Raw genomic sequence first — 24,463 nt, 5'->3', positions numbered from 1 at the left:
GTCAGTCCAGGAGGGCGGACACGGCAGGGCCCAAGCGGATCTTGCCCACCTCGTGGCTGCCGCCCATCACCGGGGCAACCACTTTTTCGAGAACGCTGGAGACGCCGGGGATATCCACGGCGCCAACTGCGGCGAGAAGCGTCAGGCCCACCAGGGAGGTGGCCCGCAGGTTCCCGTCCAGCATCTTGATGGCCACCGAAACACCCTGGGGTGTGGCCATGGCCAGGACGCCCTCGGCCCCGATCTTGGCGATGATGCCCAGCTCGTCCATCACGATGGTGTTGGCCTCGCCGCGACCCTGGACGGCCCACGGGTAGTCGAGCATGGACGTGGCGATGGTGGCGGCGCGGGCGTTGGAGTTCTTGTCGCCGGGCGCCTTGGCCAACATGGAGAACGCGCGGGCCAGGCCGGTCAGCGAGATAGCAGCAACCGGGGCACCGCACCCGTCAATGCCCAAGTGGGCGATGCGCTCGCCGCTGTATTCCTCGATCACGCTGCGGACGCGCTGTTGCAGCGGATGGTTAGGTTCAAGGTAGCTGTGGGTGTCCCAGCCGTTTTCGGTACACGCCCACAGGAAAGCGGCGTGCTTTCCGGAGCAATTAAAGGCGAGCTTGGACTTGCCGCGTTCGGAGCGCAGCAGCCAGTTGCGGGCTGTCTCGTCCTGCGGCCAGGCTGCGGGGCACTGCAGCTGCTCTTCCCGGACACCGGCGGCCTTGAGCATCCCCTCCACCACATCCATATGGTCCAGGGAACCGACGTGGCTGCCGCAGGCCAGCGCCACCTGCGCGCCGCGCAGGGGAACCCCGGACTGCATGGACGCCAGGGCCTGCAGCGGTTTAAGTGCGGACCGTGCGTACATGGGAGTCCGGATGTCGCCGAGTTCGGTGACGACGGACCCATCGGCGGACAGGACGACGGCGGAGCCAATGTGCCGGGACTCCACAAAACCGCTTCGTTCAACAACGGCGAGTTCGACGGCGGAGTCCACGGTGAACGTGGCATGCGGGTTGTGCGGCATGTTGCCAGTCTAGGGCCCCCGGAGGGAGGACCGGAGGGAGGACCTGCCGAAGGCCGGGCTACTCCACGGTGACCATGACGGACTGCCAGCCGGACGCGCCGTCGGGTACCGGATCGGCCCGCTGGTCGGTCTGTACCTCGCCCGTTCCGTCGGTGGCACGGACCTTGATGTAGTGCGGTCCGGGCGTGGCTTCCCAGTCGAAGGACCACTGGCGCCACGTGATGAGGGACGCCTCGGTGGACAGGACGGCCTCGGCCCAGGGGTTGTTGTCGATCTGGACTTCCACCTTGGTGATGCCGCGGGTCTGCGCCCAGGCCGTGCCGCCGATTGCCACGCGGCCGGCGGGCACCTTGGCGAAGGACTTCGGGACTTCCACCCGGGCCATGGTCTTGATGGGGCCGCGCTCGGACCAGCCACGCTCGGTCCAGTAGGCCTTGCTGTCGGCGAACCGTGTCACTTCCAGGTCCACCACCCACTTGGTGGCGGAGACAAAACCGTACAGCCCGGGCACCACCATGCGCACCGGATAGCCGTGCTCCAGCGGCAGCGGCTCGCCGTTCATGCCGATCGCCAGCATGGCGTCGCGGTCATCCTGCAGGACCTCCAGCGGTGTGGAGGCGCTGAAGCCATCGATCGACGTCGAGAGCACCATGTCCGCGCCGTCCTTGGGACGGGCCCGTTTGAGGACCTCGCGGATGGGCAAACCGAGCCAGCGCGCGTTCCCGGCGAGGTTTCCGCCCACGGGATTGGAGACACAGGTGAGGGTCACATGCGACTCGATGAGGTCGGCGTCGAGCAGGTCCTGGAACGTGAGGCGGACTTCTTCCTCCACAAGCCCGTGGACGCGGAGCTCCCAGTCATCTGCGTTGATTTCGGGGACGCTGAGGGCGGTGTCGATCCGGTAGAAGTCCCCGTTGGGCGTGATCCAGGGCGTCACACCGGCAGCGGGGGACTGGACACCGGCGGGCACGGCCGCGGCGGCCCGGGCCGGCGTGGGCAGCTGCAGGGCCTCGCGGGCCTTGGAGATGTTGCTGCGCGCGGCACTGAGCAGGCGTCCGCCCGTGGCCGCGATGCCGGCGCCGATCACGGTGATCCCGGCGGCGGCAAAGAAGCGGCGGCGGCTGGTGGCGGGACGGCCAGGTTCCTCGGCGCCCGTGTCGGCGGGTGCCTCGGGCCAGGACTTCAGCCGCCAGAGCGGGGCGATCAGCAGCCGCAGCACAACCAGCCCGGCCAGGGTACCCAGCACGGTAGGGATGGCGTCCATCGGCTTCACGCTGGCCCGCGTCACCACACTGACCACGATCACCGCGCCCATGAGCAGCACACCGGCAACCCCCAGTGCCCACTTGCGGTAGGCAACCACACCCAGCACGCAGGCCAGCAGGAAAATGGTCAGGCCCATCCCCACGAACAGTGCGGCTTTGTCGTTCGTGCCGAACGTGGCGATGGCGAAATCCTTCATCCACGGCGGTGTGAAGTCGATGAACGTGGACCCCAACGCGATCACCGGGGTTGCCCGGGCGGTAAAGAACGCTCCGATCAGCTCCGCAACGGAGAGTACGACGGCGGCAGCCGCCACGCCTGCCAGCGCGGCCATTGCGGCGGGACCCTTGAGCCACTTCAGAAGCTTCTTCATGCCTTGGATTCGTTGCGGCGGGCCGGAGGGATGGCCGGGCGAGGAGACCGATTAGGAACACCCCCTTAGGAAAGGGCAGGGTGCACAAAGTACCCTTGGAGACTGTGAAGGTACTCGTCATTGGCCCTGGAGGCCGCGAACACGCCATTGTCCGCTCCCTGCTCGCCGACCCCAACGTTTCAGAGGTCCACGCAGCTCCCGGCAACGCCGGCATCAGCAAACTGGTCCCCACCCACAACATTGACGGGAACAATCCCGATGCCGTCGCGGCGCTGGCCACCAAGCTCGGCGTGGACCTCGTGGTGGTGGGCCCCGAGGCGCCGCTGGCTGCCGGGGTGTCCGACGCCGTCCGCGACGCCGGCATTCCGGTCTTTGGCCCCAGCAAGGCCGCGGCCCAGCTGGAAGCCTCCAAAGCGTTCGCCAAGGAAGTCATGGCCGAAGCGGGTGTCCCCACGGCCATGGCGATGGTGGCCACAAACGCCGAGGAAGCTGCGGCGGCCGTGGACACTTTCGGCGCACCCTACGTGGTGAAGGACGACGGACTCGCAGCCGGCAAAGGCGTGGTGGTCACCAAGAACCGCGATGAAGCCCTGGCCCACGCGCAGACGTGCTTCGACGCCGGCGGCACCGTGGTGATCGAGGAGTTCCTCGATGGCCCCGAAGTGTCCGTCTTTGTCCTGTGCGACGGACGCAACACCGTGGCACTGTCCCCGGCGCAGGACTTCAAGCGCATCTTCGACAACGACGAAGGCCCCAACACCGGCGGCATGGGTGCGTACACCCCGCTGGAATGGGCTCCCGCCGGGCTGGTCCAGGAGGTCATTGACCGGGTGGCCCAGCCCACGGTCAACGAGATGGCGAACCGCGGCACCCCGTTTGTGGGTGTGCTGTTTGTGGGCCTGGCGCTGACCACGCGGGGCACCCGGGTCATCGAATTCAACGTCCGCTTCGGCGACCCCGAGACGCAGGCCGTGCTGGCCCGGCTCAAGACCCCGCTCGGTGCGCTGCTGCTGGCAGCTGCCAAGGGCGAACTGGACAAAGCAGAGGAGTTGCGCTGGTCCAAGGAGACGGCCGTCGCCGTCGTCGTCGCGTCCGAAAACTACCCGGACTCCCCGCGCACCGGTGACCGCATCCGCGGACTCAAGAAGGTGGATGAGCTCGACGGCGTGCACGTGATCCACGCGGGCACCGCGCTCGACGACGACGGCAAGGTGGTCTCCGCCGGCGGCCGGGTGCTTGCCGTGGTTGCCCTCGGCAGCGACCTGGTGGAGGCTCGGGAACGGGCGTACGACGGCGTGGAGCTGGTTCAGCTGGAAGGCTCCCAGTTCCGGACGGACATCGGCCGCAAGGCCGCCCGCGGCGAGATTAAGGTATCGGCCCTGGCTAGTGGATCTGCCACTGGAGCGCTCCCCGTTACGAAGGCGAAGGCATAAACATGACTGAGAACTCCGCCCAGGAACCACAGCAGTCCCGCGGCTTCAGCACTGAAACCCTGGACCTGCCGGGCTGGACGCACGTTTACTCCGGCAAGGTCCGCGACCTCTACGAGCCGGCGGACGAGGCCATCCGCCAGCAGGTGGGCCAGGACTGTGTCCTCGTGGTGGCCAGTGACCGCATCAGCGCCTTCGACCACGTGCTGGCCAGCGAAATCCCGGACAAAGGCCGCATCCTCACGCAGTTGAGCCTGTGGTGGTTCGACCAGCTTGACGTGGTCCACCACGTGTTGGCGTCCACCGTGGCAGACGGCGTTCCCGCGGCGGTGGAAGGCCGCGCGATGATCTGCCGGAAGCTGGACATGTTCCCCGTGGAATGCATCGCCCGCGGCTACCTCACCGGCACCGGACTGCTGGAGTACAAGGCCAAAGGGACGGTCTGCGAGATTCCGCTGCCGCCGGGCCTGGTAGACGGATCCCGGCTGGAAGAGGCCATCTTCACGCCGTCGGCGAAGGCCGAGGTGGGCGAGCACGACGAGAACATCTCCTACAACGATGTTGTGGCCATGGTGGGGGACGACATCGCCGGACGCCTCAGCGAGCTGACGCTGAAGATCTACATCGGCGCCGAGAAGATCGCCCGCGAACGCGGCATCATCCTGGCCGACACCAAGGTGGAATTCGGCTACGACGCCGTGTCCGGGGCCATCACCCTGGGCGATGAGGTCCTGACGCCGGATTCCTCGCGTTTCTGGGATGCGGCCACTTATGAGCCCGGGAAGGCCCAGCCTTCCTACGACAAGCAGTATGTGCGCGACTGGCTGACCTCGGCCGAATCAGGCTGGGATAAGGACTCCGACGTGGCACCGCCCGCGCTGCCAGCAGACGTGGTGGCCCGCACACGCAGCCGCTACGTCGAGGCCTACGAGAAGATCACCGGCAGGACGTTCGCCTAGGCCGTTTTGACGGGCCCGGCTTCGGGCCGGGCCCGTCCTAGCTTGCTTTGACGTCTTTCGCTGCTGCTGCGGCCCGCTGCTGGGCAAGCCTGATTTCGAGGACCGCATCCAGTGCCTGTTGGACGCGGTCCGAGGCTCCCGCGGCGCTGAAAGCCTTCTGCGCTTCTTCGAGGTAGACCAGGGCTTCGTCGGACTCGCCGGCGGCCTTCAGAGACTTCCCCAGGAGCAGTGAAACTTCCCCTGCCGTGTGCTTGGCCAGCGCCCCGGATTCCGCGTGGATTTCCCGGAGCTTGTTGATGGCAGCCACGATGTCGCCTGTGAGATACAGCCAGCGGGCGCGGATGAACGCAACTTCGAGCTGGTCGCTCTTGTTGCCACCCACAATGGACAGGGCCAGTTCGGCGCGCTCGATGCTGGAAAGTGTTTCCGGCTCTACGATTCCGGAGGACAGCCGGACGGCGGCCGAGGCCTTGTTAAAACGGGCCCACAGATCGATGTCGTTGGCTGGAGACAGCATCCGGGCGGCGCGCTCGTGGTACTTGATGCCCTCGGGGTAGTCGTGCCGCATAAAGGCCACGTTGCCGATCACCCAGGCAACCTCACCGGCGAGCTGGGACATGGAGTGCTCGTCCATCTGGTCATTCATGGCCTGGCAGTATTTCCAGGCCTCGTCCAGGCGGCCGCTCTCCGCCAGTGCGCCGATCAGCGCGCGGTAGGCGCCGATGATCAGCGTTGAACCGTTGGGCAGCTGGCCGCAGAGTTGCACGGCGGCCAGGGCGTGTTCCACGGCAGTGCTCAGCTGGCCCTGGCCCTGGCAGATGGCGGCGAGCATCTGACGGGCACGGACGGCCAGGCCGGCAGATTCCGTGGCCATTGGGTGCTCCAGGAGGTGCTGCATGATCTTCTGGCATTCCTGCCAGTTGCCCTGTTTGATCAGGCATTCGGCCTGCATGTACGTCATGTTCCACCACGCGCTGGTGTTCTTGCCCTCCAGGGCTATCCGGGCCGCGGTGGCTGCGTGGGTGGCGGCCAGCGGGTAGTCCCTGAGATCCCAGGCCTGGCGTGCGTAGAGGCCGGCCAGGACGTACTCGGCGTCGCTGACGGTGATGGGCTGGCTCCACGCTTCCAGCGCCTTGGGCGCCAGCTCCAACCTGCGGGCGAGCTCCTCGATCACTTCGGCCGTCGGCTCACGCCGGCCGGTTTCGAGAAGGGAGATATAACTGGGGGAATACAGGTCCTTGCCCAGTTCAGCCTGTGTCAGCCCACGTTCGAGACGCTCAGCACGGAGCTTCTCCCCGAATCCGTTGCCCACGGGATTTCCTCCTAATTCTGGACAGTCTTTGTACTCAATGCTTGACAGTCCCTGTGGAAAACATTTTACAATGTATGTCAACAAGGACAGTGCTGACTTTGTAACGAATCCGACTCGTATTGAGGAACTTATATGTTGAAGAAGATTGCGGCCGCCGGCGTACTCGCTGCGGCCTTGGCATTTTCTGCGGCGGCCCCGGCTGTCCTGTCGGCAGGTTCCATCGCCGACACCACCGGCGTATCCGTAGCCGTTGGCAACTGGCCCGATCCCATGTCCAAGCCCGTAAAGGACAAGGACAAGACCTACACCACCACCGTTGGCAACTGGCCCGACCCGATGTAAGGAATCCTCCCAGGAGGCGCGGCCCCGGGGCATGGTCATCATGCCTCGGGGCTATTTCTTTGCCCGGGCACTTGACCGTTCGCTGTCCGGGACGTGACAGTTGGACATGCAAAAGAGGGCCTCCCCTGGGGGGAGACCCTCTTTCAATTGGTCGGGATGACAGGATTTGAACCTGCGACCTCGTCGTCCCGAACGACGCGCGCTACCAAGCTGCGCCACATCCCGATCCGCTGCAAAAGCAACTTTACAAGAATAGCCGACGCCGGGCCCGGATGCGAAATCGGCGGCCGTTGGGTACCCCAAAGCCGCGAAAGCCCGGTCGCGCCGGTCAGACCAAGGAGTCCTTCCAGGCGCCGTGGAGGTCTGCAAAGCGGCCGCCGCCGCCGATGAGTTCTGCGGGCGTGCCGTCCTCGACCACGCGGCCGTCATGGACTACCAGCACGCGGTCGGCTGTTTCAACGGTGGAGAGCCGGTGCGCGATGATCAGCGCCGTCCGGCCGCCGCCGGCAGCAGCAGACCCGGCCGGGACGGCACCCTCTGAGCCGGCACCCACTGAGTCGGGGGCACCTGCTGAGCCGGGCGCACCTGCGGAAGTGCCGGCGTCGGACGTTGCCCGCAGAAGGCGCGCCAGGCCGCTCTGGACGAGCCGCTCGGAGGGGATGTCCAGGGACGAGGTGGCCTCATCCAGGATCAGCACCGCCGGCCGGGCAAGGAACGCCCGGGCGAAGCTGATCAGCTGCCGTTGCCCGGAGGACACCCGGCCGCCGCGCTTGTTGACATCCGTGTCATAGCCTTCGGGGAGTTCGGTAATGAAGTCATGGGCGCCCACGGCCCGGGCGGCGTCCTCGATCTCCGAACGGGTTGCCTCCGGCCGGCCCAGGGCAATGTTGTCCGCCACGGAGCCGCTGAACAGGAACGCCTCCTGGGTGACCATCACGATGTTCCGGCGCAGGTCCGTGGTGGTCAGGCTGCGGAGGTCCACGCCGTCCAGGGTCAGGGAACCGGAGGAGACGTCATAGAAGCGCGCGATCAGCTTGGCCAGCGTGGATTTCCCGGCGCCGGTCTGCCCCACGAGAGCTACGGTCTGGCCGGCGGGGATGTGCAGGTCCATGGTGGGAATGATGACCGGGCCGTCGCCGTAGCCGAACTCCACACCTTTGAAGTCGATGGTGCCCCGGGCGTCGCGGAGCGCCACCGGGTTCTTGGGCGGCCGGACCGTGGGAACCTCTTCCAGCAGGCCGGAGACCTTCTCCAGAGCCGCCTGGGCACTCTGGAACGAGTTGTAGAACATGGCCATCTGGTCCACCGGCTGGAAGAAGCGCTTGGTGGAAAGGATCAGCGCCAGCAGCACGCCCACGGCGAGGTCCCCGCCAAGGACCCGGAACCCGCCGAACAGCAGCACCACGGCCACGCAGACGTTGCCGATCAGCACCAGGCCGGGCTGGAAAATGCCGTTGAGGTTGATGGAGCGCACCGTGACCAGCCGGTAGTCCTCGGACAATTGCCCGTACTTCGCGGCGTTCTCGGTTTCCTTGCGGAAGGCCTTCACGGCACGGATCCCGGTCATGGTCTCCACAAAGTGCACAATCAACCGGGCGGAGACAACGCGGGACTCACGGAACGCGATCTGGGAGTGCTTCTGGTACCAGCGCGACAGGAAGTACATGGGCACGCCCGCAGCCAGCACGATCAGCCCGCTGCGCCAGTCCAGGGCAAACACCGTGACAGCCGTGAAGACCATAAAAAGCAGGCCCGAGGCCAGGGAGCTGACCCCGGAATCGAGGAGTTCCCGGAGCGCCTCAAGGTCCGAAGTCTGCCGGGCGATGATCCGGCCGGACGTGTACTTTTCGTGGAACTCCAGGCTCAGGCGCTGGGTATGCCGGAAGACCCGGACACGCAGGTCCAGCAGCATGGCCTGGCTGAGCCGCGCGGTGGAGGTGACGTAGAGCGCGGTGAGTCCCGCCGTCGCGATCGCCGCGAGCAGGTAGGCGACGCCGGTGAACACCAGCGGGAGGTTGTCGCCCGCCTGGAGCGCCGGAAGCGCGCTGTCGATGCCGAACGCGATCAGCGCAGGCCCGGCCACACGCGCGGCCTGGGACAGGACCACGGTGGCGATGGTCAGCCAGAACCTCAGCCGCACGGGACGGATCAGTGTGGCCAAAAGGGCGAGCGACCGCCGTCGTACGGTTTTGCTGTCCGCCTTGCTGAGGTTCGTGTTGTCCTCATTGGCGGTGCCGAAGGTTGCGTTGCTCATCGGATGCTGTCCTTTGACTCGTCCTCAAGCTCCGACAGCTCCGAATCCAGGTCCCGGGGTTCCTGGTCCAGGCTGGCTATGACGTAGCGGTAATGGGGGTTGTTGGCGAGCAGTTCGGTGTGGGTTCCGACGGCGGCGATCCGGCCGTCCTCGAGCAGCGCCACCCGGTCAGCCAGCGCCACGGTGGACGGGCGGTGCGCGACGATCAGGGTGGTGGTGTCCTTCAGGACCGCACGGAGCCGGGTTTCCACCAGCTCCTCGGTGTGCACGTCCAGGGCGGACAGGGGGTCGTCCAGCACCAGGACCCGTGGCCGCGCCGCGATGGCCCGGGCCAGGGCAATCCGCTGCCGCTGCCCGCCGGAGAGGCTCAGGCCCTCCTCGCCGATGAGGGTGTCCACGCCCTCCGGCAGCGAGTACGCGAAGTGGGCCTGAGCCACGTCCAGGGCTTCGTCCAGGGCCTCCTCGCTGCGGTCCGGTGCCCCGAGGAGCACGTTGTCGCGGACGGAATTGGAGAACAGTGTGGTGTCCTCGAACGCGACACCCACCACGCGCCGGAGCCCGTCGACGTCGAACTCGCGCAGGTCAACGCCGTCAATGGTGATGGAGCCGTCGGTGACGTCGTACAGGCGGGGGACCAGCTGGATCAGTGCGCTCTTGCCGCTGCCCGTGATGCCCACCAGTGCCATGGTTTCGCCCGGCCGGACGTCCAGGTTGATGTTTTTGAGGATGGGCTTGTCCGGTGCGTCCTCAAACGCGAACGTTGCGTTGGTGAAGCTGAGCGCGCCCAACAGCAGCGAGGGGGTGCGCGGCTCCGGGGGACTGGTGATGGTGTTGACCGAATCCATGACCTCGAAGTGGCGGTCGACGGCGGATTTGGCGGTGAGTGCCATGGCCAGCAGCATGCCGGAGAATTCCACGGGCGTCGCGATGACGGCGGCGGTCGCGAAGAACGCCACCAGCGCGCCGATGCTCAGCTGGCCGCTGGCGCACAGCATCACACCCACCACCAGCCCGGCGCCGAGCGCGAGTTCCGGCAGCAGGGTGACCACCATGGTGAACGTCGCCTGGTGCTTCGCCTTCACGATCTCCGTCTGGCGGAGTTCCTCGGCCTGTTCGTTGAAGTTCTCCAGGGCCTCGCGGCTGCGGCCGAAGGCCTTCAGGACGCGGATGCCGTGGACGGATTCCTCCACCGTGGTGGCGAGGTCGCCGGCCTGGTCCTGGCTCCGGCGGGCCACCTTGCTGAAACGGGTCCGGAAGCGGAAACCGTAGGCCATGATGGGCACCGCGGCGGCCAGGAAGATCAGGGCCAGCTGCCAGCTCATGGAGAACATCACCACGATGCCGATGACCACCGTGAGTGTGGTGACCACCAGCATGATGGCACCAAACGCCATCCAGCGGCGCAGGAAGTTCAGGTCCGTCATGGCGCGGGACAGTAGCTGGCCTGAGCCCCAGCGGTCGTGGAAGGACACGGTCAGGTCCTGCAGATGCCCGTACAGCGAGACCCGCATCCGGGTTTCCACAGTGGTGGCCGGGTTGATCACAAACTGCCGGCGTAGGGCCACGAGTCCCGCTTCCGCGATGCCCAGGACCAGGATGACGACGGCGGCAGTCCAGACGGCGTCCGACGCGCCACCGGGTTGGAGGGACTCATTGACGAGGACCCGCAGCACCTGCGGGATGGTCAGTGCCACGATGCTGGCCAGGAGTGCGCAGAGGAGCCCCATCACCAGCCGGGGGATGATCGGCCTCACGTGAGGATAAAGACGGCTGATGGATCTGAAAAATGAGGTCTGCTTGGCCATGCCCGCTTCTCAAGCTCTAAATCGAATGTAGTTTCCCTTAGCAACTACCCTATGCCATGGCGTGAGCCGATTCACACGCCCGCCCCATGGGGTTATTCGGGGGAGGTGAGCGTCAGCAGGACAGCCTCGGGTTTGCAGGCGATGCGGATGGGAGCGAACCGGGAGGTGCCGATGCCGCCCGAGACGTTGACCGGCGTCGTACGTCCGTTGCTTTCCCAGTTGTTGAGGCCCTTGGCCCGCCACGTGGGGAGGTCGCAGTTGGCTACCAGGGCGCCGTAGCCGGGGATGCAGAGCTGGCCACCGTGGGTGTGGCCCGCCAGCAGCAGGTCCGCGCCGTCCTGCGTGAAGTGGTCCAGGACCCGCTGGTAGGGGGCATGGATGACCGCAACCCGGAGGTGCGCGTTCTGGTCCTGGTCACGGGTGCCGCGGGGCCAGCCCGCGTAGCGCTCCCGGTTCAAATGTGGATCGTCCACGCCGGAGAAGTCGAATCGGATCCCCTTCAGCACCACCGACTGGTGCCGGTTGGTGAGGTCCACCCAGCCGCCCATGCCGAAGCCGGACCGCAGCCGTGGCCAGTCCAGTTCGACGGGTTTGGGCTGGGCCTTGGACGGGCCCAGCAAGTAGGACGCGGGGTTTTTGAAGCTCGGGCCGAAGTAGTCGTTGGACCCTGGGACGAAAACGCCGGGGAACTCCAGGAGCGGTCGCAGCGCCTTGAGCAGGGGCTCCACGGCTTTGACATGGCTGAGGTTGTCCCCGGTGTTGACCACCAGGTCCGGCTCCAGGGACGCCAGCGACTCAAGCCAGCGGGCCTTGGTGTCCTGGCCCGGGACGAAGTGGATGTCGCTCAGGTGCAGGACACGGAAGGGCGCGTGGCCTGCCGGCAGGATGGGCAGTGTCTCCTCGCGGAGGACAAACTGGTTCTTCTCCCACAGCCCGTATCCGAAGGCTGCGAGACCCGCCGCAGTGCCCGCGCCGGCGGTGACGGCAAAGCCGCGCCCGATGTTCCGGACGCGGCTGGCCAATGCTGGGCTGACTGCCATGGGCGGCTAGTCCTTCTTCTCGCCGTTGCCGTTGCTGCTCGGCGCGGTGGACGGCTGAGGGGCCGGGGCCGTGGCAGGCGCGGTGGCCTGCGTTGACGGAGTGGTCCGGGCAGGCGTTCCGTTCACCATGTTGGTGGGCGGGGCCGTGAACGCATTGGTGCCGTACGCCGGAGCGACCTGAAGCATGTACTTGGCGAACATGGGACCGGCGATCATGTAACCGTCGATCGCCTTGTAGGACTTTCCGTTGATCGTCAGGTTCCGGCCCTCGCGGCTCTGGTCACCCAGCGGGTCGCCGAACCATGCGGCGGTGGCCACACCGGTGGTGTAACCGACCACCCAGGTGGAGCCGTTGGTGTCGTTAGTACCGGTCTTGGCAGCCACCGGGAAGTTGGTCTTGGTGGACAGCCGCGGCTGGATGAGGGAACCGGAACCGCCATTCAGGACTTCCTGCATGGCGTAGGCAACGCCCCGGGCGACCTCCGGTTTGACGGCATCGCGGCAGCTCGTGGCCTGGGCCGGGAGCTGTGCGCCTGTCTGGTCCGTGACAGACGTGATGGCGATGGGTTCGCAGTACTTGCCGTCGTTGGCGAACGTGGCAAACGCGGAGGCCATGGTCAGCGGGGCGGTCTGCGTGGAGCCGATCAGGTTGGCCAAAGTGGTCATCGTGACCGGCGGGTTGGGATCGTCACCCACCGGCAGGCCACCGTGGATTCCGACCGCATCCACGATCTTCTGGATGCCGCAGAGGTCAACCTGGGCCGCCGAGGCGAACGTGGCCGTGTTGATGGAGTTCTGCAGGCCGTACAGGACCGTCATGTTCCGGTAGTAGCCGTCGTCGGAGTTCTGCAGGTCGAAGCTGCCGGGAATCCTGGCGTCGTACCAGCCTACGGTGGGTGTCGGGCAGGTGTTCTTCCAGGGGAAGTTCTGCGGGTACTTGCGTGTGGCGGCGTTGATATTGGTGTTCATGGATTTGCCCTCGTTCAGCCATTCGGCGAACGTGAAGGGCTTCATGGTGGAGCCGGGCTGGAATCCGCCGAGGCCGTTGAGGTCGTTGCCGTCCTTGTCCAGCTTGTCCACGTTGAAGTTCTGCGTCTGGTTGAACTTGCCTTCGGTGGGCAGGAAGGAGGTGTTCTGCGCCATGTTCAGGATCTTGCCGGTGTTCGGCTGCACGGAGACGATGGACGCACCCCAGTTGTCCGCATTGACGCCGGCAGCCGCATCAGACTCAGTCTGGGCAACGTTCTGGGCGTTGACGTCCAGCGTGGTGGTGATGGTCAGGCCGCCGCGGAAGATGCTGTTTTCGCGCTCCTCGGGGGTCGCGCCATAGGCCGGGTTGTTCAGCAGCAGGTGCAACACGTAGTCGCAGAAGTAGGGTGCTGTGGTGGCGTACGCGCAGCCCTGGCGCGACGGGGTGACCTTCGGCTCAACCGGGGTGGCCACGGCGGCATCGTGATCAGCCTGGGTAATTTTTCCCTGGTTCAGCATGAGGCTTAGCACCAGGTCGCGGCGCTGTTTGGCGTTCTCCGGGTTGGTGATGGGGTCAAACGCTGACGGGCTGTTGACGAGGCCGGCCAGGAGGGCTGCCTGCGGCAGGGTCAGATCCTTGGCCGTGCTGCTGAAGAAGAATTTGGACGCGGCCTCGATGCCGTAGGCGTCACGGTTGAAGAAGACGATGTTGAGGTAACCCTCAAGGATCTGCTCCTTGGAGAATTCCTTCTCCAGGGCGATCGCGAGCTTCATTTCGCGAAGCTTGTCTCCCACGCCCTTGTTAACACCGTTGAGCTTGATGTCGCTATCTTTGCCCTCGGCTGCGAGGTTGGAGTTGAGCACGTTGTTCACGTACTGCTGGGTGATGGTGGAGGCACCCTGTTTGTTGCCGCGGGCCGTACTGACCATGGCGCGGAGGATGCCGGTGGTGTCCACACCGCCATGCTCGTAGAACCGGCTGTCCTCGACAGCAATGATGGCTTCCTTCATGAACGGCGAAATCTGGTCGAGGGCAACCTTGGTCCGGTTTTCCTCATACAGGTTCGCGATCAGGCTGCCGTCCGCGGCGAGGATCCGGGTGGACTGGCTGGGCGGGTCCACCTGCAGCTCTGCCGGGAGCGTATCGAAGAACTCGATAGAACCGCTGGCCGCGCTGCCCGAAACAGCGGCGGCCGGGACAAGCAGCCCCGCCACCAGGACACCACAAATCGCGCTCACACCAAGGAAGCCAAAGATCTTTCCGAGGGTAGTGGCCGTGTCGAAAATGGGGTTCTTACGAGTCACCATGTTTTCCACTTTACCGGCAACGACTAGTCTTTCTCTCATGACCAAATGGGAGTACGCCACGATTCCGCTCATTATTCACGCCACCAAGCAGATCCTGGATCAGTGGGGAGAGGACGGCTGGGAGCTCGTCCAGGTAATCACCGGACCTGACGGCAACGGCCTGGTTGCCTACCTCAAGAGGGAGAAGCAGTAGCAATGAGCACCCCCGCAGAGACCACGTCCGGCCCTGTATCCACGCCGGAAAACGCGTCTGATTCAGCGCCGGTTTCCGCCGTCGAGCAGCGCCTCGCCGAGCTAGGACTGGCCCTCCCCGAGGTGGCCGCTCCGGTCGCCGCCTACGTCCCGGCCGTCATCACCGGCAGCCATGTTTACACCTCCGGCCAGCTGCCGTTTATTAATGGCAAACTCGAAGCAACCGGCAAGGTTTCCACCGGCACCGAAGGCCACTCCGACGAGCCCACCGTGTCCCCTGAGGATGCCAAGGCCTACGCCGCTGTCTGCGCCATCAACGCGCTGGCGGCCATCAAGAGCGTCATCGGCGATCTGGACCGCATCACCCGCATCGTCAAGGTGGTGGGCTTCGTGTCCTCCGATCCGGCGTTCACCGGACAGCCCGGCGTCATCAACGGTGCGTCCGAGCTCCTCGGCCAGGTCTTTGGTGAGGCAGGCCGGCACGCCCGCTCCGCCGTCGGCGTGTCGGTTCTTCCGCTCGACTCTCCCGTTGAGGTCGAACTGATCGCTGAATTCAGCTAAGGACCCGGTTCACTCAATTGCCTCAGCTCTCCCGACGCCTGTTCGCTCTTCCTCCGGATCTTGAAGGGGCTGCCCAAAGCTGGCTCGAACACGGCGAGCGGACCCCGCGTGCCGCCCGCTACGCTTCGTCCGTGGTGCTTTTGCGTGACTCGCCCACCGGCCTGGAGACGTGGCTGGGTTACCGGCCCGGCTCCTCGCCGTTGGGCGTCCTCGCGTTCCCCGGAGGTTCCCTGGAGGCGTCCGACGACGACGCCGTCGGCTGGCTGGGCCCCTCACCCCAGCATTGGGCCGATCAGATGGGGACGAACGACGTCGGGCTGGCGCGCCGTCACGTGGTGGGCGCCATCCGCGAACTGTTTGAGGAAACCGGCGTGCTCCTGGCCGGGCCTGACATGTCCACCACGGTGGAAGCCACGTCAACGCACGACTGGATGCGTGCCCGCGTGGCCGTTGCTGACCAGGAGAAGACCTTCACTGAGCTCCTCGCCAAGCGGGGACTCTCGCTGCGGACCGACCTGCTGAAGCCGCTCGTCAACTGGCGCACTCCGGACTTCGCGCACCGCCGCTTCGACACCCGCTACTTCGCCGCCACCGTGCCCATGAACCAGCAGCCCAGCCTGCTGCAGAGCAAAGGCGTCTGGGGACGCTGGGTGTGCGCCACCCAGGCCATCGCCGCTCGCAGCACCACCGCCCTGGGTGATGAAGTGGGCCAGGAGAACACCGTGGGCCTCACCCTCGGCCAGCTTTTGGTGCCGGGCTCGGAGATCATGCTCGAGAAGATGGCCGCCGCAAACGGCTGCATCGCCTACCTGAGCTACAAGCGCAAACCCCACGTGTACCAGGCGCGGCTCGTCGACGAAGAGGGCACGCTGATGCTCGAAGTCGAGGCCGCCAAAACCGTAGCCGGGGACCCGCAGCGCGAACGTTAGCTCCGCGGACCGACGCGCTTAACTACCAGCGACACGAAAAAGGTCTGACGACACCCGAATTCCGGTGTCGTCAGACCTTTTCCGTGTCGCAGAAAACTACCAGTGTCCTAGCGGGAGCGCTGGCGCAGACGCTGCATGTCCAGGATCACTACGGCACGGGCTTCGAGGCGGAGCCAGCCGCGCTGGACGAACTCTGCGAGGGCCTTGTTGACCGTCTCGCGGGAGGCGCCTACCAACTGGGCCAGTTCTTCCTGCGTGAGCTCGTGGGCTACCAGTACGCCGTCCGTTGCCGGGCGGCCGAAGCGGTCGGCCAGATCCAGCAGTGCCTTGGCCACGCGGCCGGGGACGTCGGAGAAGACCAGGTCCGAGAGTGAATCGTTGGTGCGGCGCAGGCGGCGGGCCAGGGCCTGCAACAGTTGCGCGGAAACCTCGGGGCGCGTCCGGAGCAGGGCGTTGAGGCTTTCGTTCTTCAGGCCGGCCAGACGGGTTTCGGAGACGGCCGTGGCCGTGGCCGTGCGAGGGCTGGGGTCAAAGAGTGCCATTTCGCCGAAGAGCTCACCCGGGCCCAGGATGGCGAGCAGGGACTCCCTGCCATCGGGGGACGTTCGGCCCAGCTTCACCTTGCCGGAGACGATGAAGTAGAGCTGGTCGCCCTGGTCGCCCTCGCGGAATACCGATGCACCGCGGGAGAGGTCCACCTCGGTCAGCTCATCCGTCAGCAGGCGGAATGCTTCGTCGTCGAGCGTGGCAAATAGGGGTGCTCGGCGCAGTACCTCGATGTCCATGAAATCTCCTGAATAAAAAGTGTCGGCTGTGGCGCTTTTGCCATTGTTTCAGAATTTTCAAGGTTCTGTGACGTACTTGGCAGCGGAAACGCCGCTGACAGTGTGTAATGCGGGCACGATCCGGTGTCCGGCCGCGCCCGGGGTGTGATTTTTACGAGCGAATGTGGGCGGACGGCCCGCAGGGGCGGGGGACTGGCGCCCACAGAACAATGTCAGCCTGCGCCACTAGAATTGGGTCTCAACCGTATTAGAGGAGCGTCAGTGTTTGGCTTGACCGTTCTGGACCTGGCGCTGATCCTGGCCCTGCTGTCTTACCTGATCTATGGCCTGCGCAACGGCTTCCTGGTCACTCTCGGCGGCATCGCCGGCTTTGCCGCGGGCGCGGTGGCCGCGTTCTTTGCCGTTCCGCTGGTCAGCGGCTTCGTGGATGACTCTGGCTGGAGGCTGACCGCCATCGTGGCCGCCGCCGTCGTACTGATGGCCCTGGGCCATGGCCTCGGGACCATGATCGGGCGCCAAATCCGCGGCGCCGTGCGGATCAAGCCGCTGCGAGCGATGGACCGGCTGGTGGGCGGTGCCGTGAACGTGGTGGTCTCGGCCCTGGTGATGTCCATGCTCGCCTTCAGCGTCAGCGCCCTGGGCGTTCCGTTTGTGTCGCAGCAACTGGCCGAGTCCAAAGTCATCCGGTACATCGACGGGCTGACGCCTGTTCCGTTGAAGACCACCATGGCGCAACTGCGGTCCACGGTGATTGGCAACGGAATCCCCACGCTGCTTGAAGGCCTGGACCAGGGGCAGCCAGTGGCGGCGCCCAACGCCAGCACCGATACGCCGGCCCTGAACCGGGCCGCACAGTCAGTCCTGAAAATTGCAGGAACCGCCTACCAATGCGGCCAGAACCAGACCGGCACCGGCTTTGTGGTTTCCCCGGGCCGGGTTGTGACCAATGCCCATGTTGTGGCGGGCGTGTCGCAGCCGGTGGTTGAAATTCCCGACGGCGACGCGATGCCCGGGAGGGTGGTGTACTTCGACACCCGGCACGACCTCGCCGTCCTGGCCGTTGACGGGCTGCCCTCCGAACCGCTCCCGCTGACGTCTGATCTCCCGAATGGCAGCCCGGCCGCCTTCGCGGGGTACCCCCACGGCGGTCCGTTCAAGTCCAACCCCGCCACCGTCCAGGACATCACCTCGGTCCTGGTCCCCGATATCTACGGCGAAAACCCGGCCCCGGAGGAGATCTACCGCCTCGCCGGCAACGTCCAGCCCGGTAACTCCGGCGGGCCGCTGCTGACCATGGAGGGCCTGGTGGCCGGCGTCATTTTCGCCAAGGCAACCTCAGACGCCGAAATGGGCTTCGCCATCACCATGGATGACCTGTTCCCGGTCGCGTCCCAGGCCGCCAGCCTCAGCGCTCCCGTGTCCTCCGGGCAGTGCATCCAGAAGTAGCCGGGGCGGCCCGGGCCAGTCCGGCCTGACGCCCGTCGCCTGAGCTGTTCCGCGCTGAGCCCTTCGGCGCCGGGCTACAGCGTTTCGGCCAGGTAATCGATGGCGAGCTTGTAGCCGAAGACGCCGGCGCCCACGATCACCGCGGCGCACACGGGGGACAGGAACGAGTGGTGCCGGAATTCCTCGCGCTGGTGCACGTTGGTGATGTGGACCTCGACGGCGGGAAGCTGCACCGCTGCCAGGGCGTCGCGCAGGGCCACGGAGGTGTGCGTGAAGGCGCCGGCGTTCAGCACAATCCCGACGGCGGTGCCGCGGGCTGCGTGGATGACGTCCAGGAGCACGCCTTCATGGTTGGACTGGACGCATTCCACGTTGAAGCCGTGGGCCTGCGCCGCCGTGGCTGCCAGCTGCTCCACGTCCGCGAGGGTGGAGGTGCCGTACTTCTCCGGCTCACGGGTGCCCAGCAGATTGAGGTTGGGGCCGTTGATCACGAGGATGGTGCCGCGCCCGGCAGCAGTGGTGGCTTCAGTCATGGATGCAAATCTAGTGCCTGGGGCGGCCTGCCGCGCATAATTACGGAGTCCGGGGATCAGAACGGGGCCGCCGTCGTTCATCACCAGCAAAAGCAACGCGGGGTCACTTAACGCCCAATGCAGGGTCCGGAAGGGGCGTTAAGTGACCCCGCGTTGCTTAGGGGCTTCCGGTTGCTAGAGTGCCGTGAACCTCAGGACCAGGGCGTGTTCCGGGTTGAGGATGGGCATCGGCAGGCCCACTTCGGCCAGGAAGCGGCCGCCGGCCACCGCCCCGTCCGCCAGCCAGGCCGGGGGCTGGACCTGGGTGAACGTGTGGGCGTAGTCGGCGTCTCCGGGCGCCGGGAAGACGGCTTCCACCCGGTAGTCACGGTCCGGTTCCAGGCCGGGGATGGTGATCCGGCCGGTCTGTTCAGCAAACGACGTGCCCGTGCTGACGAGGGCGAACAGCGCCGCCGTCGTGCCCGGGAGAACGGTGCCCTGTGAAGCACGGCTGGGGGCCACCACGCCGTGCAGCATCAGGGAATCATCAGCGACGTCGGCGCGGATCATCCGGCCAGTGTGGATGAGGCCGCGGTGCTCTTTGTAGAGGCCGATGAATCGTTTGAGTTCCTCGCGTTCGGCGCCCTGCACTTCGCGGACGTCCCATTCCATGCCGAAGTGGCCGAAGAGTGCGGTGATGGCGCGGAAGGACAGATCGTGGGTGCGGGCTGTGGTGTGTGAGGTGGTGGGTCCGACGTGACCGCCCACCAGTTCCGGCGGGACTACCAGCCCGGTCCAGCGCTGGATGGTCTGCCGTTCCAGGGCGTCGTTGCAGTCTGAGGCCCAGATCCGGTCGGTGCGTTCCAGGATGCCAAGGTCTACCCGGGCGCCGCCGGAGGAGCAGCTTTCAATCTCGACGCCGGGGTGGGCCTTCTTGAGTTCGTCGAAGAGCCGGTAGGCGGCCAGGGTCTGTTCGTGGACCGAGGAGCGGCCGGCGTGGCCGTTCTCCAGCTGGTCCCGGTTTTGGTCCCATTTGAGGTAGCTGATGTTGTTCTCGCGCAGCAGGGCGTCGACGCGGTCGAAGATGTACTGCCACGCTTCCGGGTTGACGAGGTCGATCACGTGCTGGTTGCGCCATTCAAGCGGCAGGCGGCCGCCGTCCTTGTGCGAGGCGGCGGCTGGACCAACAATCCATTCGGGATGTGCCCGGGCGATGTCCGAGTCCAGGTTGACCATTTCCGGTTCCACCCAGAGCCCGAACTCCATCCCGCGCGAGGTTACGGCATCGATCAGTGGCGTGAGGCCGTCGGGCCAAATTGATTCGTCGACGTACCAGTCGCCCAGGCCGGCGTGGTCGTCGCGGCGGCCGCGGAACCAGCCGTCGTCGAGGACGAACCGTTCCACGCCGAGTTCGGCGGCGGAGTCGGCCAGTTCGGTCAGGGTGGCCAGGTTGTGGTCGAAGTAGACCGCTTCCCATGTGTTCAGGACCACGGGGCGCGGCTTGCCGGCGGGCAGGCCGGCGCCGGCTGCGGGGAGCACGTGGTGGGGGCGGGAACGGAACCAGCTGTAGAACGCCTCGCTGATGCCGTCCAGGCCGCGGTCCGAGAAGGCGGCGAACATCGCGGGTGTGGTGTAGCTGGTGCCGGGGGCGAGGATGACCTCGGCGGGGCCGAGGAGTTCGGAGCCGCCGATCATGGTGCGGCCGTCGCCGATGCTGTCGGCGAAGTGTTCGTGGTTGCCGCTCCAGGCCAGGTGTGTGGCCCAGACCTTCCCGTGGCGGTTGCCGAATCCGGCGGTGCCGGCGGCGAAGAGCAGCGATGAATCGTGTCCGGTGCGGCCGTGCCGGCCGGTGCGTACCCAGGTGCCCTGCTGGATGGGGCGGCGCTGCGGGTGGCTTTCCCGGCACCAGCGCCCGGTCAGGTCAAGGATTTCGACGGCGTCCGGCGCCACCGGGAGGACGGTGGCCAGTTCGTCGAGCTGGTAAGGCGTGGCGCCGTCGTTGGTGAGGGTGTGGCGGAGCTCCAGCAGGCCGCCGTCGTGCAGTGTCAGTGCGGAGGAGACGGTGAGGCCGGCGTCGGCATCAGTCTGGACGATGACGGCGGCGTTGCCCTCGGAGCTGGCTGTCACGGCGCGGAGGCGGGCCGAGAAGTCAAGGCCGGAGACGCCGTCGGCGATGCGGTGGCCGCGCAGGGCGGGACGGCCGCGCCAGCTGGACGATGCCTGCGGCAGTAGGCCGGCGGGCACGGTGGCGTCGATAGCGGAGTGCGGGATCGGTTCGCCGAGGATGGCGAGGTCCGGCAGTGTGCTGCCAAGGTCCGCGCCCCAGTGGATGACCTCGGCCTCTCCGCTGTCGAAGCTGATCACCAGGCTGGTGCCGGCGGAACGGAGGTGGAGCGGGTCCATATGATGCTGTCCTTCTAAAGGGTGGGAGTAAGAAAAAACTAGGCTGCGCGCCGCGGGAACACAAGGCCCGCGGCGCGCAGCCGGTCAAGCCGGTGGCCTACTTGAACAGGGCGTTGACCTGTTCGTTGGCCTGGGTCAGGGAGCTGGCCGGTGCCTTGCCGGACACCACTGCGTCCATGGCGGGCTCCATGATGCCCTTGACCTTGGCGGTGTTGTCCGTGATCGGGTACAGGAACGTGGTCTTGTTCTTGACGTGCTCGGTGAACGCGCTGACATCCACGCCCTTGGCCTTGAATGCTTCGGCAGCCTTGTCGGAGGAGGCCTTCAGTGCGGGGAAGACAACGGCCTTCGAAGCCACAACGTCCTGGCAGTCAGCTGATGCGAGGTACTCAACCCACTTGATCGAGGCGTCCTTCTTTTTGGTTCCGGCCCAGATCGAGTCGGCCAGGCCGTTGAACATGGAGGCCCGCTTGCCTTCGGGGCCCACCGGAGTGGGGGCGATGCCCACCTTGATGCCCTGGTAGCCGGTGTACTGGCCGGTCATCCACGAACCGTGCGCGTTGATGGCGGACTTACCGGCCGCGAAGGTGTCGGCCATGCTGGCGCCGACAGTGGTCTCCAGCTTGGGCATGTAACCCTTATCCACGAGACCGGCGAACCAGTCCATGCTTTCCTGGAACTTGGGGTCGTCGTAGTTGTAGTGCGTGCCCCAGGGGTTCTTGTCCGTGTGGGACCAGCCGGTGGTGTTGGTGAGGTAGCTCCACTCCGTCTGTCCGGAGGAGTCGCCGCCGCCGTTGAGGCCAAGGCCATAGACAGCGACGTTGTTCTTGTCGAAGCCGGCCTCGTCGCCGCGCTTGCCGCTCTTGTCAACGCTCAGGTGGGCGATGACCTGCTCGTAGGTGCCGCCGTCCTGGGGGTTCCAGGTGAGATTCTTCATCTGGTCTTCGGTGACGCCGCCGCTGGCGAGCATGTCCTGGTTGTAGAACAGGCCGATGGTGTCCCAGTCCTTCGGCAGGCCGTAGCGCTTGCCGTCCTGGCCAACCCAGAGGTCCGCGAGGCCCTCGTTGTACTTGGACAGGTCAATGTTGTCCTTCGTGACGGCGTCATCGATGGCCAGCAGCTGCTTGTTTTCGGCAAGCTCGCCGTAGCGTCCGAGGTGGTTGGTGAAAACGTCCGGGGCGGTACCGCCAACAAAGCCGTTGGTCAGCGTGCTCCAGTAATCGTCCCAGCCGCGCTGGGTGATCTTGACCGAGATGTCCGGGTTGGCCTTCTTGAAGTCGTCCGCGCACTGCTGGTAGGCGGGCAGCTGGTTGGCGTCCCACAGCCAGTAGTTGATCTCGCCCTTAGCTGACTCTGCCGAGGAGGATGATCCTCCGCCACAGGCGGACAGGGACAGTGCCATAACTGCGGCGACGGCGACGGCGCCGAGGGATTTCTTCATGGTTCTACTTTCCGTTTGGGAGATGGGGAGTGAGGTTTAGGGGATTACTTGATGCCGGAGAAACCGATGGAGTTGACGATCTTCTTACCGAAGGCGGCGAAGAGGACCAGGACAGGCAGGGCCGAAACGAGGGTCGCGGCCATCAGTCCGGACCAGTCCGGGGAACCCTGGGGTGCCTGTGATTTGAAGACGCCGAGGCCCACCTGGAGAACCCGCACATCGTCCTGTGAGCCGACGAGCAGCGGCCAGAAGTACTCGTTCCACTGACCGATGAAGGTGAGCAGCGCGAGGGTGGCGATGGGTGCTGCGGCGTTGGGGAGCACAATCTGGAAGAAGATGCGGAAGTGCTTGGCGCCGTCGAGCATGGCCGCTTCCTCCACCTCGCGGGACATGTTCAGGAAGAACTGGCGGAGGAAGAAGATGGCGAACGGAGTCATAAAGAGGTAGGGCAGGACCATGCCGAGCATCGTGTTGAGCAGGTCCAGGTTCTTGATCAGCAGGAAGTTGGGCAGTGCCGTGAAGATCGGCGGGACCAGCATGGTGCCCAGGAACAGGCTGAATACAGCGTTCCGGCCCCTCCAGCGCAGCCGGGCAAACGCGTAGGCAGCCATCGCACTGAAGAATACGGCTCCGGCAGTGGTGATGGACGAGAAGATGATGGAGTTTTTCAGGTACAGCCAGAAATTTATGGTGGCCCCCGAACCGCCCTCGGCGATGGCATCCGCGGGGCTCTGCAGCCCGAACACCCGCATAAAGGCGCCAAAGGTGAACTCCGCGGGAAGCAGGCTGGCCGAATTGGCGGCCAAGGCCGCATTGGTGGACAGCGCCGTCCGCAGCACCCAGAGGAACGGGAGGACGGAGACTGCGATGGCCAGGACCAGGAGGGCCCAGGCACCTGCGCGGCGGGTGTTGAACGGACGACGGCGGGGGGCCGGGGCCTGCAGCGATGCACGGCTGGTGGTGGATGTCATGGGGGACTCCTTAGTCCAGGTCCGACTCGTTGCCCTTGAGGAACTTCATCTGGATGAAGGCCACCAGGGCGAGAATGAGGAAGAGAATGACGGCGATGGCGGATCCGTAACCGAAGTCCGACTCGGTGAAGGCCCGCTGGTAGATGTAGTACTGGATCACGCGGGTGGCGTTGACCGGTCCGCCCTGGGTGGTGACGGCCACGGTGTCGAAGACCTGGAAGGATCCGATCACGGTCACCACGAGGACCAGTACCAGGACCGGGCGGAGCAGCGGAATGGTGATCTTGCGAAAGGTCTGGAACGCTGAGGCGCCGTCCAGCTTGGCGACCTCATAGATGTTGCCCGGGATGGCCTGCAGGCCGGCGAAGATGAGCAGCGCCGTGTACCCCATGTGCCGCCAGGTGTTGATGACTGCCTGGGTGGGGATGGCCCACTCTTCGCTGCCGAAGAACGCGACGCGGGGGAGTCCGGCCCATTCGATGAACTGGTTGACCACACCGATCTGGTAGTCGAGCATCCAGAACCAGAGCAGCGCCGCGATAACGTTCGACATCAGGTAGGGCAGGAGCAGGGCGCCACGGATGAGCGTGGACTTCGCGACCTGGTGCATCAGGAGGGCCAGGCCCAGGGCCAGGGCCGTCTGGAGGACGATGTTGAGGACCACGTACTGGCCCGTGACGGCCAGGGAATTCCAGAACAGCGGGTCCTTGGCAATTGCCGTGTAGTTGTCCATCCCCACCCAGGTGGGGTCTCCGAGAATGTTGTACTCCGTGAAGCTCAGGTACACGCCGCGGATGGTTGGGACAACGTAAAAGAAGATAAACCCGATCATGGCCGGGGCGATAAAGAACAGGGCGATCTTGAGGTCGCCGAGCCGGCGGTAACCGCCGCGCGGCTTGGGTGCTCCGGTTTGGGGCGGGGCGGGTCTCGCGTTTTTGGCAAGGGTGGTCATCGTCGACCCTTTCCTGACTGTGATGTGGATAACAACTGATGAGGAATCTACACGAGTAGATCAATGGTGGCAAGTGTTCATGTTTCTTTTGTTTCTAAAGGGATTTATCCGTTTGTTTGGCTATTGACTCGAGTAGATCAAGCTGAAAGACTAGCCATTCTGATGGACAGCGCTTGCCCGGCGCGCCCGCAAGGCATC

General features: G+C 65.6%; 20 protein-coding genes and 1 tRNA gene. 7 read left to right on the top strand and 14 right to left on the bottom strand.

What is annotated here, in order from left to right:
• Position 1: 1 nt before the first annotated feature.
• Complete coding sequence (locus ACZY0Q_RS09475) at positions 2 to 1,018, bottom strand: asparaginase (protein WP_463916085.1); 1,017 nt, start codon at positions 1,016 to 1,018, stop codon at positions 2 to 4.
• Between the two features lie 58 nt (positions 1,019 to 1,076).
• The gene (locus tag ACZY0Q_RS09470; protein WP_463916083.1) at positions 1,077 to 2,654 is read right to left on the bottom strand and encodes a molybdopterin-dependent oxidoreductase; all 1,578 of its coding nucleotides are present in this window, start codon (positions 2,652 to 2,654) and stop codon (positions 1,077 to 1,079) included.
• A gap of 104 nt (positions 2,655 to 2,758) precedes the next feature.
• On the opposite strand from ACZY0Q_RS09470, the gene purD reads away from it, so the two are divergent.
• Both purD and ACZY0Q_RS09460 read left to right on the top strand, forming a co-directional pair.
• On the top strand, positions 2,759 to 4,087 hold the full coding sequence (purD, locus tag ACZY0Q_RS09465; RefSeq protein ID WP_463916302.1) for a phosphoribosylamine--glycine ligase: 1,329 nt from the start codon (positions 2,759 to 2,761) through the stop codon (positions 4,085 to 4,087).
• A 2-nt stretch (positions 4,088 to 4,089) separates the two neighbouring features.
• Positions 4,090 to 5,043: a phosphoribosylaminoimidazolesuccinocarboxamide synthase gene (locus tag ACZY0Q_RS09460; protein ID WP_463916082.1), complete on the top strand. Its 954-nt coding sequence runs from the start codon at positions 4,090 to 4,092 to the stop codon at positions 5,041 to 5,043.
• Positions 5,044 to 5,080: 37 nt separating this feature from the next.
• On the opposite strand, the gene ACZY0Q_RS09455 is transcribed toward ACZY0Q_RS09460, so the two are convergent.
• A complete protein-coding gene (locus ACZY0Q_RS09455) occupies positions 5,081 to 6,355 on the bottom strand; it encodes a helix-turn-helix domain-containing protein (RefSeq protein WP_463916081.1) in 1,275 nt (424 codons plus the stop codon).
• A gap of 132 nt (positions 6,356 to 6,487) precedes the next feature.
• Between ACZY0Q_RS09455 and ACZY0Q_RS09450 the strand changes: the two genes are divergently transcribed.
• Positions 6,488 to 6,697 carry a hypothetical protein gene (locus tag ACZY0Q_RS09450; protein WP_354251055.1) on the top strand — a complete coding sequence of 70 codons (210 nt, stop codon included), beginning with the start codon at positions 6,488 to 6,490 and terminating at the stop codon, positions 6,695 to 6,697.
• Positions 6,698 to 6,845: 148 nt separating this feature from the next.
• On the opposite strand, the gene ACZY0Q_RS09445 is transcribed toward ACZY0Q_RS09450, so the two are convergent.
• The 5 genes from ACZY0Q_RS09445 to ACZY0Q_RS09425 all read right to left on the bottom strand — a co-directional run bounded on the left by ACZY0Q_RS09445 (position 6,846) and on the right by ACZY0Q_RS09425 (position 14,073).
• Positions 6,846 to 6,922 (bottom strand) — tRNA-Pro (locus ACZY0Q_RS09445).
• A gap of 103 nt (positions 6,923 to 7,025) precedes the next feature.
• Positions 7,026 to 8,951: an ABC transporter ATP-binding protein gene (locus tag ACZY0Q_RS09440; protein WP_463916080.1), complete on the bottom strand. Its 1,926-nt coding sequence runs from the start codon at positions 8,949 to 8,951 to the stop codon at positions 7,026 to 7,028.
• Positions 8,948 to 10,756, bottom strand: a complete 1,809-nt coding sequence (locus tag ACZY0Q_RS09435) for an ABC transporter ATP-binding protein (protein WP_463916078.1) — start codon at positions 10,754 to 10,756, stop codon at positions 8,948 to 8,950. Before ACZY0Q_RS09435 ends, ACZY0Q_RS09440 begins: the two co-directional genes overlap by 4 nt.
• A 92-nt stretch (positions 10,757 to 10,848) precedes the next feature.
• Positions 10,849 to 11,796 carry a metallophosphoesterase gene (locus ACZY0Q_RS09430; protein WP_463916077.1) on the bottom strand — a complete coding sequence of 316 codons (948 nt, stop codon included), beginning with the start codon at positions 11,794 to 11,796 and terminating at the stop codon, positions 10,849 to 10,851.
• Between the two features lie 6 nt (positions 11,797 to 11,802).
• Entirely contained in the window at positions 11,803 to 14,073 is a 2,271-nt protein-coding gene (locus ACZY0Q_RS09425) for a transglycosylase domain-containing protein (RefSeq protein ID WP_463916076.1), read from the bottom strand.
• A gap of 37 nt (positions 14,074 to 14,110) precedes the next feature.
• Here ACZY0Q_RS09425 and ACZY0Q_RS09420 point away from each other — a divergent pair, with 37 nt between their 5' ends.
• From ACZY0Q_RS09420 to ACZY0Q_RS09410, 3 genes are read left to right on the top strand one after another with little or no spacing between them, the layout of a single operon-like run.
• Positions 14,111 to 14,266, top strand: a complete 156-nt coding sequence (locus ACZY0Q_RS09420; RefSeq protein ID WP_099093395.1) for a DUF4177 domain-containing protein — start codon at positions 14,111 to 14,113, stop codon at positions 14,264 to 14,266.
• Positions 14,267 to 14,268: 2 nt separating this feature from the next.
• Positions 14,269 to 14,826: a RidA family protein gene (locus tag ACZY0Q_RS09415; protein WP_463916075.1), complete on the top strand. Its 558-nt coding sequence runs from the start codon at positions 14,269 to 14,271 to the stop codon at positions 14,824 to 14,826.
• Positions 14,827 to 14,843: 17 nt separating this feature from the next.
• Positions 14,844 to 15,755, top strand: a complete 912-nt coding sequence (locus ACZY0Q_RS09410) for an NUDIX hydrolase (protein ID WP_463916074.1) — start codon at positions 14,844 to 14,846, stop codon at positions 15,753 to 15,755.
• 107 nt (positions 15,756 to 15,862) lie between these two features.
• On the opposite strand, the gene ACZY0Q_RS09405 is transcribed toward ACZY0Q_RS09410, so the two are convergent.
• Complete coding sequence (locus tag ACZY0Q_RS09405) at positions 15,863 to 16,540, bottom strand: Crp/Fnr family transcriptional regulator (protein WP_011693220.1); 678 nt, start codon at positions 16,538 to 16,540, stop codon at positions 15,863 to 15,865.
• 261 nt (positions 16,541 to 16,801) lie between these two features.
• On the opposite strand from ACZY0Q_RS09405, the gene ACZY0Q_RS09400 reads away from it, so the two are divergent.
• Positions 16,802 to 17,986, top strand: coding sequence for a MarP family serine protease (locus ACZY0Q_RS09400; RefSeq protein ID WP_463916073.1), 1,185 nt, complete (start codon positions 16,802 to 16,804; stop codon positions 17,984 to 17,986).
• Between the two features lie 74 nt (positions 17,987 to 18,060).
• Here ACZY0Q_RS09400 and aroQ read toward each other — a convergent pair whose 3' ends face one another.
• From aroQ to ACZY0Q_RS09375, 5 genes are all read right to left on the bottom strand, one after another.
• Complete coding sequence (gene aroQ, locus ACZY0Q_RS09395; RefSeq protein WP_463916072.1) at positions 18,061 to 18,519, bottom strand: type II 3-dehydroquinate dehydratase; 459 nt, start codon at positions 18,517 to 18,519, stop codon at positions 18,061 to 18,063.
• 174 nt (positions 18,520 to 18,693) lie between these two features.
• Positions 18,694 to 20,901 (bottom strand): alpha-galactosidase, encoded by a 2,208-nt coding sequence (locus ACZY0Q_RS09390; RefSeq protein ID WP_463916070.1) that lies wholly within the window; start codon positions 20,899 to 20,901, stop codon positions 18,694 to 18,696.
• Positions 20,902 to 20,998: 97 nt separating this feature from the next.
• Positions 20,999 to 22,342 (bottom strand): ABC transporter substrate-binding protein, encoded by a 1,344-nt coding sequence (locus ACZY0Q_RS09385; protein ID WP_463916069.1) that lies wholly within the window; start codon positions 22,340 to 22,342, stop codon positions 20,999 to 21,001.
• 44 nt (positions 22,343 to 22,386) lie between these two features.
• Positions 22,387 to 23,313, bottom strand: a complete 927-nt coding sequence (locus tag ACZY0Q_RS09380; RefSeq protein WP_463916067.1) for a carbohydrate ABC transporter permease — start codon at positions 23,311 to 23,313, stop codon at positions 22,387 to 22,389.
• Positions 23,314 to 23,323: 10 nt separating this feature from the next.
• Positions 23,324 to 24,265, bottom strand: coding sequence for a carbohydrate ABC transporter permease (locus ACZY0Q_RS09375; RefSeq protein ID WP_463916066.1), 942 nt, complete (start codon positions 24,263 to 24,265; stop codon positions 23,324 to 23,326).
• Between the last annotated feature and the right edge of the window lie 198 nt (positions 24,266 to 24,463).

The sequence above is a fragment of the Pseudarthrobacter lactosi genome, from assembly GCF_055412785.1.
Note: the sequence above shows the minus strand (reverse complement) of the source record. Positions and strands in the feature narration are given on the sequence as shown.

Excerpts from the sequence above, each read along its gene's own strand:
- ACZY0Q_RS09415 (WP_463916075.1), top strand. The coding sequence starts at position 14,269 with ATGAGCACCCCCGCAGAGACCACGTCCGGCCCTGTATCCACGCCGGAA.
- ACZY0Q_RS09440 (WP_463916080.1), bottom strand. The coding sequence starts at position 8,951 with ATGAGCAACGCAACCTTCGGCACCGCCAATGAGGACAACACGAACCTC.
- ACZY0Q_RS09425 (WP_463916076.1), bottom strand. The coding sequence starts at position 14,073 with ATGGTGACTCGTAAGAACCCCATTTTCGACACGGCCACTACCCTCGGA.
- ACZY0Q_RS09420 (WP_099093395.1), top strand. The coding sequence starts at position 14,111 with ATGACCAAATGGGAGTACGCCACGATTCCGCTCATTATTCACGCCACC.
- ACZY0Q_RS09430 (WP_463916077.1), bottom strand. The coding sequence starts at position 11,796 with ATGGCAGTCAGCCCAGCATTGGCCAGCCGCGTCCGGAACATCGGGCGC.
- ACZY0Q_RS09390 (WP_463916070.1), bottom strand. The coding sequence starts at position 20,901 with ATGGACCCGCTCCACCTCCGTTCCGCCGGCACCAGCCTGGTGATCAGC.
- ACZY0Q_RS09385 (WP_463916069.1), bottom strand. The coding sequence starts at position 22,342 with ATGAAGAAATCCCTCGGCGCCGTCGCCGTCGCCGCAGTTATGGCACTG.
- ACZY0Q_RS09470 (WP_463916083.1), bottom strand. The coding sequence starts at position 2,654 with ATGAAGAAGCTTCTGAAGTGGCTCAAGGGTCCCGCCGCAATGGCCGCG.
- ACZY0Q_RS09475 (WP_463916085.1), bottom strand. The coding sequence starts at position 1,018 with ATGCCGCACAACCCGCATGCCACGTTCACCGTGGACTCCGCCGTCGAA.
- ACZY0Q_RS09375 (WP_463916066.1), bottom strand. The coding sequence starts at position 24,265 with ATGACCACCCTTGCCAAAAACGCGAGACCCGCCCCGCCCCAAACCGGA.
- ACZY0Q_RS09380 (WP_463916067.1), bottom strand. The coding sequence starts at position 23,313 with ATGACATCCACCACCAGCCGTGCATCGCTGCAGGCCCCGGCCCCCCGC.
- ACZY0Q_RS09435 (WP_463916078.1), bottom strand. The coding sequence starts at position 10,756 with ATGGCCAAGCAGACCTCATTTTTCAGATCCATCAGCCGTCTTTATCCT.
- ACZY0Q_RS09460 (WP_463916082.1), top strand. The coding sequence starts at position 4,090 with ATGACTGAGAACTCCGCCCAGGAACCACAGCAGTCCCGCGGCTTCAGC.
- ACZY0Q_RS09450 (WP_354251055.1), top strand. The coding sequence starts at position 6,488 with ATGTTGAAGAAGATTGCGGCCGCCGGCGTACTCGCTGCGGCCTTGGCA.
- aroQ (WP_463916072.1), bottom strand. The coding sequence starts at position 18,519 with ATGACTGAAGCCACCACTGCTGCCGGGCGCGGCACCATCCTCGTGATC.
- ACZY0Q_RS09405 (WP_011693220.1), bottom strand. The coding sequence starts at position 16,540 with ATGGACATCGAGGTACTGCGCCGAGCACCCCTATTTGCCACGCTCGAC.